Genomic DNA, 15,557 nt, shown 5'->3' on the forward strand with positions numbered 1-15,557 from the left:
GCGAGAACCATGGAGCCGACCACTACGCCCGAGTGGCGCACGTCCACCCTCAGCGGTGATAACGGCGGAAACTGCGTCCAGGTCGCCCTCTGGCGCAAGGCCGCCCGCAGCGGCGACAACGGCGGGGCCTGCGTCGAGGTCGCGGTGCTGCCGGTCACCGGCAGCACCACCGGACCAGGCGACCGCGCCTAGTCGTCCGAGCCGGTGGCCGGTGGCGGTACCTCGACGACGAAGAACAGGAAGTTGGGTTTGGTCGAAAGGTCGGGGAAGTCGTCGGGGAACAGTTCCCGGGCGGCCGGGTCGGGCTGCGGCTCACTGATGACGGAAAGACGGAAACCGGCGGTGGTGAACGCATCGATCATCGCGTGCAATGGCCTGCGCCAGAATCTCATCGGGACGGTCTGCCCGTCGAACGTCCAGTCGAAGGTATAGGTGGTGGTCGCGAAGTAGTCGGGCCGAGGGTCCTGGAACGTGTAGGCCACGAAAGGGTGGTCCACCGACGCGATGAGCCGGCCGCCGGGCCTGAGCACTCGCCGCACCTCGGCCAGCGTCGGCCCCCAGTCCTCCAGGTAGTGCAGCACCAGTGAGGCGACCACGTCGTCGAACGCGCCGTCGGCGAACGGCAGGCCGTCCCTCAGGTCGACCACGTGCAGGTCCGCGTCGTCACCGAGCCGCTGCCTGGCCAACGCCAGCATCCCGGCGCTGGCATCGATGCCGGTGACGACCGCACCGCGGTCGCGCAGGGCAGCGGACAGGGGACCCGAGCCGCAACCGGCGTCCAGGACCCGACGGCCGGCCACGTCTCCGGCGAGGGCCAGCATCGCGGGCCGCTCGTAATACGCGTTCACGAGGTTGTTCTCGTTAACCGCCGAGTACGCCTCGGCGAAACCGTCGTAGTCATTCGCCCGGTCCCGAGCCGCAGACGAGGCGAGGCCCTCAGGCACGTCAGCGCGTTCCATCGTGGCAGCGTAGTAGTCGCATGATCCGCCGAACATAGGCCCAACGGCGCTGGTACCGGGCGCTCGGACGACCTCCACGAATCGAACGACCGGGTGGCCTGTCGTCTCCTAGCGGCGTTTACTCAGGCGAGGAAAGTCTCGCCTGAGTAAACGCCGCTGTGAACGACGCCCCCGTCCCGGCGGGCGAACGACCCCGTGGGCACGGCCTGCCCAGTCGGCGGCGCCGCATCCATCGCCGATGCCCGCGACCACGGCGGCGGCTTCCGTGGCGGCGGAAGGCGAAGTCCCGCATCGCCTGATCCAGGCAGGTCGCGAGACACCTGGTAGTAGGCTTCGCTAACTAGTTGTGTTTCGAGACTACTGGAGGCGTTGTGGCCGACCGTACCGGGCACGTCACGTTTCAGCATGGCCAGGCGTTCCTCGCCACCATCTCCGAGCGCTGGAACTACCAGATCCTGCGAGAGGTGTTCTTCGGCGTCCGCCGGTTCGGCGAGCTCAAGCGCGCCCTGGGCATCTCGGCGAACATCCTCACCTCGCGACTGAACGACCTGACCGAGCTGGGGCTGCTGTCCCGGCGCGCCTACCGGTCCGACAAGCCGTGGTACGAGTACGAGCTCACCGAGGCCGCCCGCGAGTTGGTCGTCCCGGCCATCGTGACGATCACCCGGTGGGCGGAGGAGCGCGCGGGCGGAGAAGAGGATGCACGCCGTTCCCTGCTGCACACGACCTGCGGCGGCGAGACCGATCCCTACCTGGCCTGCAGCGCCTGCCACCAGCCGATCGTCGCCTCGACCCTCGTGCCGCTGGACGCACAGGAGGAGGGGACCACGGACTAGGTTGCTGCGACGGAGCAACTAGTTGTAAATCTTAACTAGTAGCAGTACGGTACTAGTACTGTTTCCGATGCAGGAAAGGACGGCTGGTCATGACGACAAGCCGACTCGAAGAGGCCACCGAGAGGCTGATCTCCACCTCCCTCGGGCTGATCAACGTGCGCGTGGGAGGCCGGGACGACGGCCCGGCGATGGTGTGCTGGCCGAGCCTGATGATGGACGGCACCATGTGGCGCTACCAGTACGAGCACTTCGCGCCCACCCACCGCATGGTGCTCATCGACAGCCCCGGTCACGGGAAGTCCGACGCCCTCCGCAAGATCATCGACCTCAAGGACTGCTCTGACGTCTTGGTCGAGATCCTCGATGCCCTCGCCATCGACACGTGCGTACTGGTGGGCAACAGCTGGGGCGGCATGCTCGCCGGGGTCTTCCCCGCCTACCACCCCGAGCGCACCGCGGCGGCGATCGGCATCAACTGCACCGCCTCACTGCCCACGATGTTCGAGAGCATCTGGGCCACCGCCCTGGCGACCTACCTGTCGCTGCACGCCAAGATGCCGCCACTGGCCGCCAGAGCGGCGCGCGCGGCGTTCGCCGGCCCGACCGCCGAAGCCACCAACCCCGAATTCCTGAAGTTCACCGACTTCGTCCTGGGCGACGACCCCAAGTCCGTGGCATGGGCCCTGCGCAGCATCCTCATCGGCCGCAAGGACGAGCACCGCAGGCTTGCCACCATCAGGAACATCCCCGTCCTGATCATCGCCGGTGAAGAGGACAGCCAGTTCCCGGTGCACGCCGTGCGCAAGATGGCCGACGCGATCGAGGGCAGCACGTTCCGCGTGCTGCTGCACACCGGCCACCTGGCCGCGCGGGAGAACCCCGACGCCGTCAACGCCGAGATCGACGCCTTCCTCGCCGCCCTGCCCGCCACCGTCTGATGGAGCCGACCATGACCCGAGACGCGACCCCGGCCGCCACGCCGGAGTGGATCCTGCAGATCATGCGCGAGATCGACACCCTGGACTTCGCAGAAGGGTTCGCGCGCATGACCGAGGACACCGAAATGTTCTTCGGCACCGCCCACGTCCGCGGCGCCGAGGCCATCAAGGCGTTCTTCGTCAAGATCGACGAACCACTGAACATCACCCACGACGTGCTCGAATGCTGGAGCGCCGACGGCGTCGTGTTCCTGCGCGGCGAGGCGACCATGGCCAAGAAGACCGAGCCGGACCGCGTGGTACGCGCCCCGTTCATGCACATCTTCTACCTCGACGACGCGCGGCCGGCCCGCATTCGTACGATCCGCATCACCGCCGGGCCGCTGGAGACCGACACGGTGATGTGACCGGCTCCGACCGCGCCTGGCGACGTCCGGGGCGCAACTCGATGCCTGCCGGGCGTCGGTCGAGACGCTGGACCTGCTGTGCTCGTTCGGCCTGCGTCCGGAGTCCGACTACCTCGACCTCGATTGGGCCCCGGAGGGTCTCGTGCGGTGCTGCGAGCCGGCGGGGTCAACGCGTCGGCGGTCGTAGCGCTCCGCGAGCGCTCGAGAGGAGCACTCGCGGAGTCGAGCGACGACGGACCTTGCCGCCGTAGGTGACGCATCAATCCGGCTTTCTGGGACTTCGGACCGGCAACGCCGACGACGAACTGTCACCTTCGGCTGCGAGGTGTCAACGGCGGCAGCAACGCAGCAACGGCGCGCGGAGCCAAGATCTCGTGGTGGCACCGGGGCCGACCGGCGTTCACCGAGTTCCCCACGACGCGGCCGAGCGGGGCTGGTCACCCGGCAGCACCGACGGCGGCCGCCGGGACGCAAAGCCTTTGGCTCGCGGGCGCCGCGTGGTGCCGCGTCGGTTTCAGACGGTGTCGGCCGGCTCGGGACCTCGGTGGTCGGGGAAGAGGGCCGCCGCCACATGCCGGGTGTCGGCGTACTCGACGACGGAGCTGATCTTGCCGTCACGGACCGTGTAGATGCCGATGCAGCGGTTGTCGTAGGTACCGCCGTACACGGTCTGGGCCTTCGAGGTCCACTCGGCCACCACGCGGTCGGCCTCGGCGATCGTTCCGACCAGCTCGATCTTCATCGTGCCGGGAACGAGGATGGGACCCATGGCCCCCAGGAAGTCGTTGATGATCGCCTCGCGGCCCCGCCACACCTTCGAGATCGGCAGGTCGCCGGGGTAGTGCCAGGTCGCGTCCTCGGCGAAGCTGTCGTAGATGACGTCGGCGTCGCCGTCGCGGACAGCCTCGACGTAGCGGATGACGACGTCCCTGGGCTCGGGGGTCGTGGTCGTGGTCGTGGTCATGGTCGAGCTCCTTCTGGTTTCGGGGATCGGTCGCTCAGGAGAGGGTGAGCACGGCCTTGCCGCGGATACGGCGGTCGCGCAAGTCGGTGAGGGTGGTCGCGGTATCGGCCCAGTCCGCGACGCGGCCGATCTCGGGGTGCAGGCGGCCTTCGGCGGTCAGCCGGACGAGCGTCGCGAGGTCCTCGCCGAGGCCGGTGTCGGCGTCGAGATAGTGGAAGTGGCGGATCACGGCCGACTCGGGCCCGGCGAAGAAGTCGAAGAAGTCGAGCGTCGCCGGGGTCCGGCTGGCCTGCCCGAACCAGATGAGCGTGCCGCGCTTGACGAGCCGGGCGAGCGCGAGGGGAAGGGCCTCGCCGCCCGTCGACTCCAGCACGATGTCGTACGGTCCGCGCGCGTCGGCCGGGTGGTGGACGATCTCGGCCGCACCGAGTTCGGTGAGCCGGGCCCCCCGCTCGGCGTCCCGGGTCACGGCCGTGACCTCCGCCCCGGCGGCGGCCGCGAGCTCGGTCACATAGTGCCCCACACCCCCCGACGCTCCGGTCAGCAGCACCCGCCGGCCCAGTACCGGCCCGGCCGTGCGCAGCAGCCGCAGCGCGGTGAGCCCGGCCAGCGGCAGCGCCGCCCCCTGGACCGCTGAGACGTCGTCCGGCAGGAGCGCGAGGGCGTCGGTGGGCACGGCCGCGTACTCGGCCCAGCCGCCCGCCATGGGGTGGCCGACGACACGCGCGATACCGGTCGGCCCGCTGCCGTCGGCGGCCGGCTGCACCACCAGCCCCGCGACGTCCTTGCCCGGACGATCGCCGGGCACAGGCGCTTCCAGCTTGAACGTTTCTCCGCGGTTGACGGAGAACGCCTCCACCCTCACCAGCGCCTCGTTCGCGCGCGGCGTGGGCTCGGGAACGTCGGTGAGGACGACCGGTTCGACGGGATCTCCGGTCGGGACGAGAGCCTTCATTGTCATTGCCTCCTTCGTGCTGCCGGAGAACACTTCACCGGGTGCGGCGGCGGCCAGGCCAACAACAGAGCCACCACGCCGACAACGCCGGGTTGTCGCATACGGTCAGCGGCATGGATCTCGACCTCGTCCTGGTCCGCGCGTTCGTCGCGACCGCCGAGACGCTGCACTTCGGGCGCGCCGCCGACCAGCTGAACACCAGCCAGCAGGCGCTGTCGAAACGCATCGCGCGTCTGGAGGCACTGCTCGGTGTCCGCCTGTTCGAGCGGGAGGGCGGCACGCGGTTGACCGAGGCCGGTGAGCGATTCGCGCCGGCCGCGCGCGAGGCCCTCGCGGCGGGTGACCGCGCGGTCGCGGCGGTGCTGGGCGCCGACCAGGTCGTACGTCTCGACGTGTGGGGCCATCTCTACGCGCCGATGCGCACCGTCGCGCAGGTGGTGGAGGCGCTCGGCACGATACGCCTGGAGCCCGGCCCGGCACGTGACTGGCCGTCGGCCGCCGAAGCGCTGCTGCGCGGCGACACCGACCTGGGTTTCGGCCGGGTACACCCGCTGTCCGGTGCCCGTGGCGCTGGCATCGCTCAGCGGCTCGTTCGCCTCGAGCCCGTCGACGCAGTCGTCAGCGCTTCCCACCCGCAGGCCGACGCGGACGAACTGCGCCCGGCCGACCTACGCGAGAGCACCCTGTGGTGCCCGGCGGAGCTCGCCCGCCTCGACTTCCTGCGGCGCTTCGCCGACGAGTTCGGGATCACGCGTCGTCGGGACGGCCCCAACCTGGGCCCAGACCACCTCGTCCAGCACATTCGCACTGATCCGACATGTTTCACGCTCTTTCCCAGCGACGCGCCACTGCCCGACCACGCGGATCTGCGCTCGATCCCGCTCGTCGCGCCGACCCCGTTGTACGCGTGGTCGCTCGCGTGGCGCGCGTCCCACCGCCATCCGAGCCTGGACACTCTCCTGCACGGCTTCGCCGAAGCGGGCCGTGCCCGGCGCTGGCTGGACTACGCACCGGAGAGTGACTGGCTTCCGGACACCGACCACGCGGAACTCGCGCACCTGATCGGCGACTAGCAAGTGAGCCGCATACCGCAACGGTCGGGTGATGACAGGCGCCGGGCCTCGGCGCGGAGTTCGGTGGCGCCTGGGCCGAGGCCGGTGTGCTGCGCCCGTGCGCTTCCCGACCGCCGAGTCGACGCGCTCGTCCTGACCGGTACGTCCTGGCCCAGCGGCGGCTCGTTGCCGCCGGAAAAATCCGGAACCGCGCGTTATCCGGCGGCCTCTTTCGCGACTTCTAGCCGTACCGGCTCGAACGAATGCGAAAGAGAGGAGGTGGCGTGGACGAACGGGAAGCACGATTCACCCGCCTCTACGAGGCGTATTACCGCAACGTCTTCGGCTACGTCGTGCTGCGGGTCTCACCCGACGCGGCGGAGGACGTCACCGGCGAGGTCTTCGCCGTCGCGTGGCGCAAGATCGATGACGTTCCCGAACGGGCGCTGCCGTGGCTGCTCGGCGTGGCCCGGAACCTCGCGCGCCGCTCGTACGGGGCGGCAGGCAAGGATCGCGGCCTCGTCGACCGGCTCACCGGCCTGACCACCGACGCCGACCTGCTGGCCTGGGACGTCGCCGACCACGTGGTGGCGCGGGACCAGGCGCTGGCCGCCCTGCGCGACCTGTCCCCCAAGGAGGCCGAGGCCATCACGCTGGTCGCCTGGCACGGCCTCACCCCCGCCGAGGCCGCTCGCGCCGTCGGCTGCACGCGTGCCGCCTTCACCGTACGGCTGTACCGGGGCCGCCGCCGTCTGGCCAGGGCGCTCGGCCCGTCCCAGGAGACCGGGGCGGAGACGCCCGGCCCGGCACCGCGCCCTCGACCCATCCGGGAGAAGCTGTGAACAACGACGATCTCGACCGCACCATCACGGCGCTGCGGCCGGTGGCGGTCGATCGGCTCGCCGACGCCGCGTACGAACGACGCCGCGACCCTCGCCTCGTCCGCGCCGACGGAGAGGACGTCCGTACGGCGCGTCTGGCCCCGGCACGGCCGAGACGCCGGCTGGCCGTCGTCGCCGGAGCGGCGGTGGCGGCGGCAGCGCTCGTGGTGGCCTCCTCGTCGCTGCCCGGGAAGGACCGCTCCGGCGAGGCCACGGGGAACGGCCCGAAGCCGTCCCACGGGACCCTCGACGCACGCACGTTCCTGCTGGCCAGCGCGGAGACGGCAGCCAAGCAGCCTGCCACGCACGGCACCTGCTGGTACAGCCGGACCCGCATGTGGCTCGACGTCGAACGCGGTGATCCGGCCGGGGCCAAGCCCCAGCCGAGCCACCTCCCGCGATCCGTCAAGCCGTACACCGGGCCCGCCTACCGCGCTGAGACGGCGAGCACGATGGAGGACTGGGAGTGCGTTCAGCCGGGCACGGCGACGATGCGGTTCCGTACGCGTCTGCCGCTCGACGTCCGCGTCACGTTCCCGTCCAAGAAGGACGAGGCGGCGTGGCGGGCGGCGGGCTCACCGCCGCTGGAGGTCAACGGCGGAACGACGCGGACGAAACCCTTCACCGTCACGTACGAGAAGGGTTCTCACCTGGTCAATCCCGATATCGGTTCGCATGAGATCGAGTGGCGGACCATACCCCGGCTGCCCGCGACGAAGAGCGGCCTGGAGACCTACCTGCGAAGGCTCTGGAAGGAGGACCGGAGTCACGGCGCGCACGGCTACACCGCCCCCGCCGACTTCGGCGAGTACGTCTTCGTCAGCGCGTGGGACCTGTTCATGGCGCCGACGACCCCGGGGACGCGCGCGGCGCTGTACCGGGTCCTCGCGGACAGCCCGTCCGTCCACATCACCGGCCGCGTCACGGACCGGGAGGGCCGGCCGGGCGTCGTCATCGCCACGGACCGCACCGATGTCCGGCTGACCGTCGACCCGAACACCGCCGAGCTCCTCGACTACCAGGAGGTGCAGCCCGCGGGGCCGGGCGGCCCTGCGGACGGTGGCGGGATGTACCGGTCCTTCGAACATCAGGGCTGGGTCGACAAGATCGGTGCCCGACCCGGTTCCTGACCGTTCGGCCAACTTCGGCGGCGCGGCGAGCATCTCTTCTCATGAGGTCGATGATCACGAGTGCTCGTCGCGCTCAGCCGAACCCGGAGAGAGGCCGATGCAGAGCAGGTTCCGACGGAAGTCGCGTGTGCTGATCGCCGCGGTGGGCGTCGTGGGAGGTGCCGCCGCCGTCGTGACCGCCCCCGGGCCTTCCGCCTCGGCCCCGGCCGCCACGATCCACATCGCCGCCAGGATGACCGCGCAGGCGCCGATCCCCTCGGCGGCCGTCAAGGAGCTCCCCTCCGCGGCGACCGCCACGCCGCTGCCATCCGCCGGGAACACGCGGCGCTGCGCGGCAGAGCACGGGAAGTACCACGGCACGGTATTGCGACGGTTCCCCGTCGTCGGTGACCTGGGTGCGCCGAAGGGGGAACGCGGAGGCACCCTCATCGTCCTGCGGTCCGCCACCTGCGGCACCGTGTGGGCCGAGGTGACGAAGGACGGGAGGCACCGAGGGGCGTACGGCACCGATGTCCGGGTCGCCACCTACGCCGATACGCCCACCGACCGCTGGAAGGTGGCCGAGAACGACGTGGACGTCTCCACCGGCGGTGTCCTCTCCACGAAGGCGGTGCCCGCGCTCGCGCACGGGCGGATCGAGGCGGAGGCCGGCTGGGCGGGGCGTCACTTCAGCTTCAACAGCCCGCTCGGCAGCGTCCGGTACTGACCTCACCCCGAGTGACGTCGCGGACGTCGCCGCCCTACCGGGGCGGATCGACCATGCGAGGTCACCCGCGGCCGAGGAGCTCCGGAGTCCGAGGTGCGGGCTTCAGCGCGAGCACCGCGATGTCGTCCTGACGTCGTCCGCCGGTCCAGTACGTGACACTGCGTGTCAGCGCGTCGACCAGCTCGCGGGGAGTGGAGGGCCGGATGTGGGCGAGCGCCACCCTGGGGTCGTAGAAGGTTCCGTTCCGGTCACGGGCCTCGGTGATCCCGTCGGTCACCAGCAGCAGCGTGGCGTCCAGCGGCAAGTCGACCGTGTCGGGCCTGGTCGTGCCGTCCACCGTCGGCAGGTCCATACCGAGGGGAAGGCCGGGCGTCTTCGGCTCCACCATGGCCACATGGCCGTCGTTCAGGAGGTACGGAGCGGTATGGCCCCGACTGAGCAGGGACGCCTCGGTGGCGCCCGGCCGAATCTCGACGAGCAGAGCGGTGACGAAGCTCTCGGCGTGGTCCAGGTTGCCGGGGTCCTTTTCCCGGGTGATGGCGTCGTTCAGCCGATCGGCGAGTTCCGCCAGCGTCGCCGCCTGCCCGGCTTCGTGACGGAAGGCGCCGACGACCAGGCAGACGGTGGACACCGCCTGCAGTCCCTTGCCGCGGACGTCGCCGATGATCGCCCGGATCCCGAACTCCGTGTCCCGGATCGCGTAGAGGTCGCCGCCGACCCGAGCCTCCGCCTGCGCCGCTTCGTATCGGGCGGCGATCTGCAGCGAGCCCAGCCGGGTCGGTGGATCAGGCAGCACGGCCCGTTGCGCCGCCTCGGCGATGTCCCGGGTGACCGCCAGGTGCCGAGCCTGCCGATCCGTCAGCCATTTGCCCCACAGTCCGATGACGCTGACCAAGATGACGATGGCCAGGTCGACCAGCAGCGCCGACGCCGTCCGGCGCAGATAGAGATCGACTGCCACGGCGACGACACCGGCCACCGCGACGATGACCATGCTCGTCCGCCATCGGAGCACGAGCGTGGCGACGAGCGGCGCCGCCGCAAGGAACGGCAGACCGATATATGGTTCCGGGCCGAACAGATCGGCCGCCGCACCTCCGACGATCATCACCGCCGGCGCACACGCAAGGACCGTGACGAGGTGGACGCGGACGTGCTTCATGCCTCCCCCAGGCGCTTCCCAGCCCGCAAATTCCCTGGTCAGGCACGATACCTGGACCCGATCCGTCCTTGCGTCTTCGGGGCGGGCGTCGCTTGGCCGGCCGATACGGGCGGTGGTGTCCCCTGAAGACGAATCCCCGAAAATCGCCGATTCGGGAGAACTTCGAGGGCTCGTCAAGCATCATCACTGTCAGGTGAAGGGCCAGGAGCGCTCGATGCGCTTCGTACTCGGGGAGAGAGCCGGTGAGGATGAAGAGTCGCCGTAGGTTGCCGGTGCTGATCGCAGCGATGGGCATCGTGGGCATCGCCGTGGCGATCGCGACCGCGTTCGCTCCCGCCCGGCCGACGACCGCCTCGGCGGCGAAGGCCGCCGAGGCGGGCTCGCATCGCGTGGGCGTGCGACCGGTGGTCCATCCCGCCCAGTGGCTGCGCCGCCGCTGAGCCGGGAGGACGCCCGGCCTCGGCCTCACATCTCGACGGGGAGCAGGCCGCGTTCGGCGAAGACCTTCTTGGCGACGAAGGTCGCGTTCAGGGCTCGCGGGAAGCCGCAGTAGCCGGCCGAGTGGAGCAGGGCCTCGATGATCTCCTGCGGGGTCAGGCCGACGTTCAGCGCGGCGTTGATGTGCACTTCGAGCTGCGGCTCCGCTCCGCCGAGCGCGGTGAGCATGCCGATCGTCACCAGCTGCCGGTCGCGCGGGGCCAGGCCCGGACGGGCGTAGATCTCGCCGAATCCCCAGGCGACGATCTGGTGGCCGAGCTCCGGCGAGATGTCGGCGAGGGAGTCGACGACCTTCTGCCCGGCCTCGCCGTCGATCTGGCGCAGGACGTTCAGGCCGTGCTCGTACTTCTCTTCGCGGGTCATGATGACTCCCTGGTCTTCGGTCGTGATCGGCCGGTTCCGTCCGGCATGTCCATGACGGTAGGAGTTGGAGCGCGCTCTAACGCAAACCGGGAGCGGCCAGCTCGCGTACGACGCCGGCGAAGCCGTGGACCAGAGGGTTCTCCGTGCCCTCGGGCCAGGCCAGGACGACCCGGAGCGGCTCCACGTCGGTGAGCGGAACCCAGGCCAGGTCGGGACGCGCGTAGTAGCGCGCCATGCTCGCGGGCGCGAAGCAGATCGCCGCTCCCTCGGCGACCTGTTCCAGCATCTCCTCGACGTTGTCGTTGGTCGGGCCCCACCGTGGGGGCGAGCCGTCCGGCCGGGGGTTGACCGCCCACCAGTCGACCCACGCGCGGGGCGCGCGTTCGGTCCACATCAGGGGCTCGTCCTTGACGTCGAGGATCGACAGTCCCGTACGGCCCGCCAGCGGGTGACCGGCGGGCAGGCCGACGATCCTCGGCTCGGTGTGCACGACCTCGCTCCGCATTCCCGCCAGGTCCGCGGGCAGCCACACGAAGGCCACGTCCACCCGGCCGTCGCGCAGCGCCGCCGCCTCCTCGCCCCAGTCGAACCGCTTGGGCTCGACCCGTACGCCCGGGTGCCGGCGGGCGAACTCCGCGCGGGCGCGCGTCGTCAGCTCGCCCGCGCCGCTGGCCTCGAACCCGACCCGCAGCACGCCCGTCGCGCTCCGGCGGTGGCGTTCGGCGGCGGCGGTGACGCGGTCGGCCTGCTGGAGCGTACGCCGGGCCTCGGCGAGGACGTCGCGTCCGGCGGCGGTCGCGGTGACGCCTCCGGCGTGCCGGTCGAACAGCCGCACGCCGAACTCCGCCTCCAGGTTCTTGAGGGCGTACGAGAGCGCGGGCTGGCTCACGTACAGCCGCTCGGCGGCTCGGCCGAGGTTCCCCTCGTCGTCGATCACGACGAGGTACCGCAACTGGCGCAGCTCCACGCTGGGATCATAAGCGACCTTTATGGCTTGAGTGATCTTCTGTCTTGGACGCCGTACGCCCTCCGCTGGCTGAATGGAGCCATTCCCCTTCGACAGGAGTTCGTGAGATGAGCACTGAGAGCACGCGTACGGCGAGCGGCAGGGTCTGGCTGATCACGGGGGCGTCCTCCGGCTTCGGCCGGGCGATCGCGGAGGCGGCGCTGGCCGCCGGCGACACCGTGGTGGCCACCGCCCGCAAGCCGGAGTCGCTCGACGACCTGGTCGCCGCCCACCCGGACCGGGTGAGCGCCGTCCCGTTGGACGTCACCGACACGGCGCGGGTGTCCGCCGTCGTCGCGGAGGTGATGCTCTGGTACGGCCGGATCGACGTCCTGGTCAACAACGCCGGGCACAGCCAGATCGGCGCGGTCGAGGAGACCACCGACCGGGAGTTCCGCGACCTGATGGACGTGCACTTCTTCGGCCCGGCGGCGCTGGTCCGCGCGGTGCTGCCGCACATGCGCGAGCGGCGTTCCGGCGCGATCGTGCAGATGAGCTCGATGGGCGGCCAGTTGTCGTTCGCCGGGTTCGGGGCGTACTCGGCGACCAAGTTCGCCCTGGAGGGCATGTCCGAGGCACTGGCCGAGGAGGTCGCGCCGTACGGGATCAAAGTGCTGATCGTCGAGCCGGGCGCGTTCCGTACGGGCCTGTTCGGCGGCGCGCTGCATCAGTCGGCGGCGATGGACGCCTACGCCCAGACGGTGGGCAACACCCGCGCCATGGCGGAGGGCGCCCACGGCGGTCAGCCCGGCGACCCGGCCAAGGCCGCCGCCGCCATCCTCACCGCGCTGGACGCGGAGAAGACGCCGCTGCGGCTGCCCCTGGGCAACGACGCCGTCGACGCGCTCGTCGCGCACGCCGACGGCATCCGGCGGGAGCTGACGGAGTGGGAGGCCGTCTCGCGCGGCACCGACTTCGACTCCTGATGTCGGTGGCCTCCGCTACGGTGGGCGCCGGTCGCTGGAAGGGGTGGCATGGCGGGCAGCAGCGCGTCGGACGTCGTGATCGAGCCGTGGGGCGAGGGGGATCTCGAGCTGCTCCGGCGCATCAACGCGCCGGAGATGATGGAGCATCTCGGTGGGCCGGAGAGTGAGGAGAAGGTGCTCGACCGGCACCGGCGCTACCTCGAAGCGCGGGACCTGGGCCCCGAGGCGATGTTCCGCATCGTCGTGCTGCCCGAGCGGGAGGCCGTGGGCAACATCGGCTACTGGGAGCGCGAGTGGCGGGGCGAGACCGTCTACGAGACGGGATGGTGCATCCTGCCGGAGTTCAGCGGGCGGGGCGTGGCGACCGCCGCGGGGCGGCTCGTCGTCGAGCGGGCCCGCGCGCGGCGCCGGCATCGGTACCTGCACGCGTACCCGTCCGTCGATCACCCCGCGTCCAACGCGATCTGCCGGAAGCTCGGCTTCACGCTGCTGGGGGCGTGCGACTTCGAGTACCCGCCGGGGCACCTGATGCGCTGCAACGACTGGCGGCTGGAGCTCTGACCCCGGCACTGCGAGCCGAGGCCATGATCGAACATGCGTTTGAATCCGGCGCGTAGACTCCTGGTATGACCAGCGCTTTCCAGGCGTCGCTGCTGGACTCCGAGGACGAGATCGGGTTCCGCCCGCTCGGCCCGTCGGTGCGCCGGACGCCGCTCGACCGCGGAGCCTGGATCGACGTGCGCCGCAGCTGGGTCACCGGGGCCGACACGCTCTTCGAGCGGCTCCGGGACACCGTGCCCTGGCACGCCGAGCGACGGCACATGTACGACCGGGTGGTCGACGTGCCCCGCCTGCTGAAGTTCTACGACGAGGACGAGACGCTGCCCGATCCGGCGCTCGACGACGCGCGGCGGTCGCTCAACGCGCACTACGCGGCCGAGCTCGGTGAGCCCTTCCGCACGGCCGGCCTGTGCTTCTACCGCGACGGCCGCGACAGCGTGGCCTGGCACGGCGACACCATCGGGCGCGGCAGCACGCAGGACACGATGGTGGCGATCGTGTCGGTCGGCGCGCCGCGCGCGCTCACGCTGCGCCCGCGCGGCGGTGGCGGCGGGACCCTGCGGTTCGAGCTCGGCCACGGCGACCTCATCGTGATGGGCGGCAGCTGCCAGCGCACCTGGGAGCACGCCGTGCCGAAGACCGCCCGGCCCTGCGGCCCCCGCATCAGCATCCAGTTCCGTCCGCGAGGGGTCCGCTGACGCCCGTACGACGTCCGACTCCCGTACGACGCCCGCCGAGCCTCGGCTGCCCGTGGCCCGAATAGGCGGGCGAAAGCGGGAGATACTCGCTGGTGTCCCCGACCCATCGGAGGAGCAATGGCCTGGTTCGGCGCCCTCGTCCTCTTCGCCGGCGCGATTCTGACCTTCGCCGTCGGGGGTGACATCGGGGCACTCGACGTCCGCACGCTCGGCGTCGTCGGGATGGCGGTCGGCGGCGTCCTGCTCGTCGCCGGGATCCTGCGGCTGCGCCGCCGCCCCCGGGTCGCCGGGCGGCGCGCACCCGCCCGCGTCGTCCGGGACGGCGTGCAGGCGCAGGTGCAGGACCGGGTGTACCGGACGAGCAAGGGCAAGATCATCGCGATGATCGCCGTCGTCGTCTACATCCTCTCCCCCGTCGACCTGATCCCGGACGTGTTCCTGCCCGTCGGCATCGTCGACGACGCGACCGCGTTCACCTGGCTGCTGTTCGCGATCGGCCAGGAGGTCTCCCGCAAGCGCCGGAGCACGCTCACCCAGTGAGCGCGGGGCGGGCGTCCGGCGTGCCCGCGCGGTACCGCCCGGGCGCGGTCGCGAACTCGCGCTTGAACGCCCGCGCGAAGGCGAACTCGGAGGTGTAGCCGGTGCGCTGCGCGACCGCGCGCAGTGGAAGATCGGTGTCGCGCAACAGTCTCGCCGCGATCGTCATGCGCCACCACGTGAGGTAGGCCAGCGGCGGCGAGCCGACCGTGCCCGTGAAACGCCGGGCGAAGGCCGCCCTGGACAGCCCGCCCTCGGCGGCGAGCGACTCGACCGTCCAGGGCCGGGCCGGGTCGTCGTGGACGGCCCGCAGCGCGGCCGCGACGGCGGGGTCGCGGAGCGCGGCGGCCCAGCCGGTGCCGGCGTCGTCGGACCGATCCTCGTAGAACGCGCGCAGCATGTACAGCAGCAGCAGGTCGAGCAGGCCGGTGAGGGCGGCGTCCCTGCCGGGCCGCGGCCGGGCGCTGAGCTCGTGGCCGAGCAGTTCGATCGCGCCGCGCAGCGCGGGGTGCGCGCCGACGCGGGCCGGCAGGTGGACGACGTCGGGGAGCTCGGTCAGCAGCGGGTGGGGGCGCGACTGGTCCAGGCGGTAGGCCCCGCACAGCATCTCGGTCTGCGCGCCCGTGCCGTCCGCTTCGACGGGCAGGGCGACGCGGCCGTTCGCCAGGTCGTCGTAGGTGAGGCGGACGTCGGTCAGCGTCCGCGACGGTGTGTCGGCGATCCCGTGACCGAGCTCGCGCGGCAGGAGGACGACGTCGCCGACGCCCAGGAGCATCGGCTCACCGCGCGCGGGGATCAGCCAGCAGGAGCCCTTGAGGATGACGTGGAACCCGGCGCCCTCCTGCGGCCGGAACCGGATCCCCCACGGCGGGCGCAGGCACGTACGCGACGAGTGCGGCCGCCCGGTGCGCATCACCGCCACGGCGTCGCTCAGCACGTCCATGCACCGACCGTACCCTCCGACCGGCTCCGGCGAGA

The 15,557-nt window shown here is 71.2% G+C and carries 20 protein-coding genes; 13 read left to right on the forward strand and 7 right to left on the reverse strand.

The genetic code is table 11. From position 1 onward, the window contains the following. The first annotated feature begins 9 nt into the window (after positions 1 to 9). The gene (locus NE234_RS05965; RefSeq protein WP_252777835.1) at positions 10 to 192 is read left to right on the forward strand and encodes a DUF397 domain-containing protein; all 183 of its coding nucleotides are present in this window, start codon (positions 10 to 12) and stop codon (positions 190 to 192) included. Here NE234_RS05965 and NE234_RS05970 read toward each other — a convergent pair. Further along, positions 189 to 959 carry a class I SAM-dependent methyltransferase gene (locus NE234_RS05970; RefSeq protein WP_252777836.1) on the reverse strand — a complete coding sequence of 257 codons (771 nt, stop codon included), beginning with the start codon at positions 957 to 959 and terminating at the stop codon, positions 189 to 191. The genes NE234_RS05965 and NE234_RS05970 overlap by 4 nt on opposite strands. A gap of 371 nt (positions 960 to 1,330) precedes the next feature. Here NE234_RS05970 and NE234_RS05975 point away from each other — a divergent pair, with 371 nt between their 5' ends. From NE234_RS05975 to NE234_RS05985, 3 genes are all read left to right on the forward strand, one after another. Continuing rightward, on the forward strand, positions 1,331 to 1,795 hold the full coding sequence (locus NE234_RS05975) for a winged helix-turn-helix transcriptional regulator (protein WP_252777837.1): 465 nt from the start codon (positions 1,331 to 1,333) through the stop codon (positions 1,793 to 1,795). A gap of 89 nt (positions 1,796 to 1,884) precedes the next feature. Next, positions 1,885 to 2,733 (forward strand): alpha/beta fold hydrolase, encoded by an 849-nt coding sequence (locus NE234_RS05980; RefSeq protein WP_252777838.1) that lies wholly within the window; start codon positions 1,885 to 1,887, stop codon positions 2,731 to 2,733. An 11-nt stretch (positions 2,734 to 2,744) separates the two neighbouring features. Next, a complete protein-coding gene (locus tag NE234_RS05985) occupies positions 2,745 to 3,140 on the forward strand; it encodes a nuclear transport factor 2 family protein (protein WP_252777839.1) in 396 nt (131 codons plus the stop codon). A gap of 514 nt (positions 3,141 to 3,654) precedes the next feature. Here NE234_RS05985 and NE234_RS05990 read toward each other — a convergent pair. Both NE234_RS05990 and NE234_RS05995 read right to left on the reverse strand, forming a co-directional pair. Next, positions 3,655 to 4,104, reverse strand: a complete 450-nt coding sequence (locus NE234_RS05990) for a nuclear transport factor 2 family protein (RefSeq protein ID WP_252777840.1) — start codon at positions 4,102 to 4,104, stop codon at positions 3,655 to 3,657. A gap of 34 nt (positions 4,105 to 4,138) precedes the next feature. Beyond that, entirely contained in the window at positions 4,139 to 5,059 is a 921-nt protein-coding gene (locus tag NE234_RS05995; RefSeq protein WP_252777841.1) for a zinc-binding dehydrogenase, read from the reverse strand. 113 nt (positions 5,060 to 5,172) lie between these two features. Here NE234_RS05995 and NE234_RS06000 point away from each other — a divergent pair, with 113 nt between their 5' ends. From NE234_RS06000 to NE234_RS06015, 4 genes are all read left to right on the forward strand, one after another. Further along, the gene (locus tag NE234_RS06000) at positions 5,173 to 6,132 is read left to right on the forward strand and encodes a LysR family transcriptional regulator (RefSeq protein WP_252777842.1); all 960 of its coding nucleotides are present in this window, start codon (positions 5,173 to 5,175) and stop codon (positions 6,130 to 6,132) included. Positions 6,133 to 6,395: 263 nt separating this feature from the next. Then, positions 6,396 to 6,953, forward strand: coding sequence for an RNA polymerase sigma factor (locus NE234_RS06005; protein WP_252777843.1), 558 nt, complete (start codon positions 6,396 to 6,398; stop codon positions 6,951 to 6,953). Continuing rightward, complete coding sequence (locus NE234_RS06010; RefSeq protein ID WP_252777844.1) at positions 6,950 to 8,122, forward strand: hypothetical protein; 1,173 nt, start codon at positions 6,950 to 6,952, stop codon at positions 8,120 to 8,122. The genes NE234_RS06005 and NE234_RS06010 overlap by 4 nt, the downstream gene beginning before the upstream one ends. 127 nt (positions 8,123 to 8,249) lie before the next feature. Further along, positions 8,250 to 8,828, forward strand: coding sequence for a hypothetical protein (locus NE234_RS06015; RefSeq protein WP_252777845.1), 579 nt, complete (start codon positions 8,250 to 8,252; stop codon positions 8,826 to 8,828). A gap of 61 nt (positions 8,829 to 8,889) precedes the next feature. Here NE234_RS06015 and NE234_RS06020 read toward each other — a convergent pair whose 3' ends face one another. Beyond that, positions 8,890 to 9,990 (reverse strand): PP2C family protein-serine/threonine phosphatase, encoded by a 1,101-nt coding sequence (locus tag NE234_RS06020; RefSeq protein WP_252777846.1) that lies wholly within the window; start codon positions 9,988 to 9,990, stop codon positions 8,890 to 8,892. A 272-nt stretch (positions 9,991 to 10,262) separates the two neighbouring features. Here NE234_RS06020 and NE234_RS06025 point away from each other — a divergent pair, with 272 nt between their 5' ends. After that, positions 10,263 to 10,430, forward strand: coding sequence for a hypothetical protein (locus NE234_RS06025; protein ID WP_252777847.1), 168 nt, complete (start codon positions 10,263 to 10,265; stop codon positions 10,428 to 10,430). Between the two features lie 25 nt (positions 10,431 to 10,455). On the opposite strand, the gene NE234_RS06030 is transcribed toward NE234_RS06025, so the two are convergent. Continuing rightward, entirely contained in the window at positions 10,456 to 10,851 is a 396-nt protein-coding gene (locus tag NE234_RS06030) for a carboxymuconolactone decarboxylase family protein (protein ID WP_252777848.1), read from the reverse strand. Between the two features lie 76 nt (positions 10,852 to 10,927). Continuing rightward, on the reverse strand, positions 10,928 to 11,818 hold the full coding sequence (locus NE234_RS06035; RefSeq protein WP_252777849.1) for a LysR family transcriptional regulator: 891 nt from the start codon (positions 11,816 to 11,818) through the stop codon (positions 10,928 to 10,930). 107 nt (positions 11,819 to 11,925) lie between these two features. Here NE234_RS06035 and NE234_RS06040 point away from each other — a divergent pair, with 107 nt between their 5' ends. The 4 genes from NE234_RS06040 (at position 11,926) to NE234_RS06055 (ending at position 14,582) form a co-directional block, all read left to right on the forward strand. After that, positions 11,926 to 12,783, forward strand: a complete 858-nt coding sequence (locus tag NE234_RS06040; protein ID WP_252777850.1) for an oxidoreductase — start codon at positions 11,926 to 11,928, stop codon at positions 12,781 to 12,783. Between the two features lie 48 nt (positions 12,784 to 12,831). Then, on the forward strand, positions 12,832 to 13,344 hold the full coding sequence (locus NE234_RS06045; RefSeq protein ID WP_252777851.1) for a GNAT family N-acetyltransferase: 513 nt from the start codon (positions 12,832 to 12,834) through the stop codon (positions 13,342 to 13,344). Positions 13,345 to 13,409: 65 nt separating this feature from the next. Then, entirely contained in the window at positions 13,410 to 14,042 is a 633-nt protein-coding gene (locus NE234_RS06050) for an alpha-ketoglutarate-dependent dioxygenase AlkB (protein WP_252777852.1), read from the forward strand. A 117-nt stretch (positions 14,043 to 14,159) separates the two neighbouring features. Then, entirely contained in the window at positions 14,160 to 14,582 is a 423-nt protein-coding gene (locus tag NE234_RS06055) for a YkvA family protein (protein ID WP_252777853.1), read from the forward strand. On the opposite strand, the gene NE234_RS06060 is transcribed toward NE234_RS06055, so the two are convergent. Beyond that, positions 14,572 to 15,522 carry an AraC family transcriptional regulator gene (locus tag NE234_RS06060; protein ID WP_252777854.1) on the reverse strand — a complete coding sequence of 317 codons (951 nt, stop codon included), beginning with the start codon at positions 15,520 to 15,522 and terminating at the stop codon, positions 14,572 to 14,574. The two genes, NE234_RS06055 and NE234_RS06060, sit on opposite strands and share 11 nt — an antisense overlap. Positions 15,523 to 15,557: the final 35 nt, after the last annotated feature.

It is taken from the genome of Actinoallomurus rhizosphaericola, from assembly GCF_024055675.1.
Lineage (GTDB): Bacteria > Actinomycetota > Actinomycetes > Streptosporangiales > Streptosporangiaceae > Actinoallomurus > Actinoallomurus soli.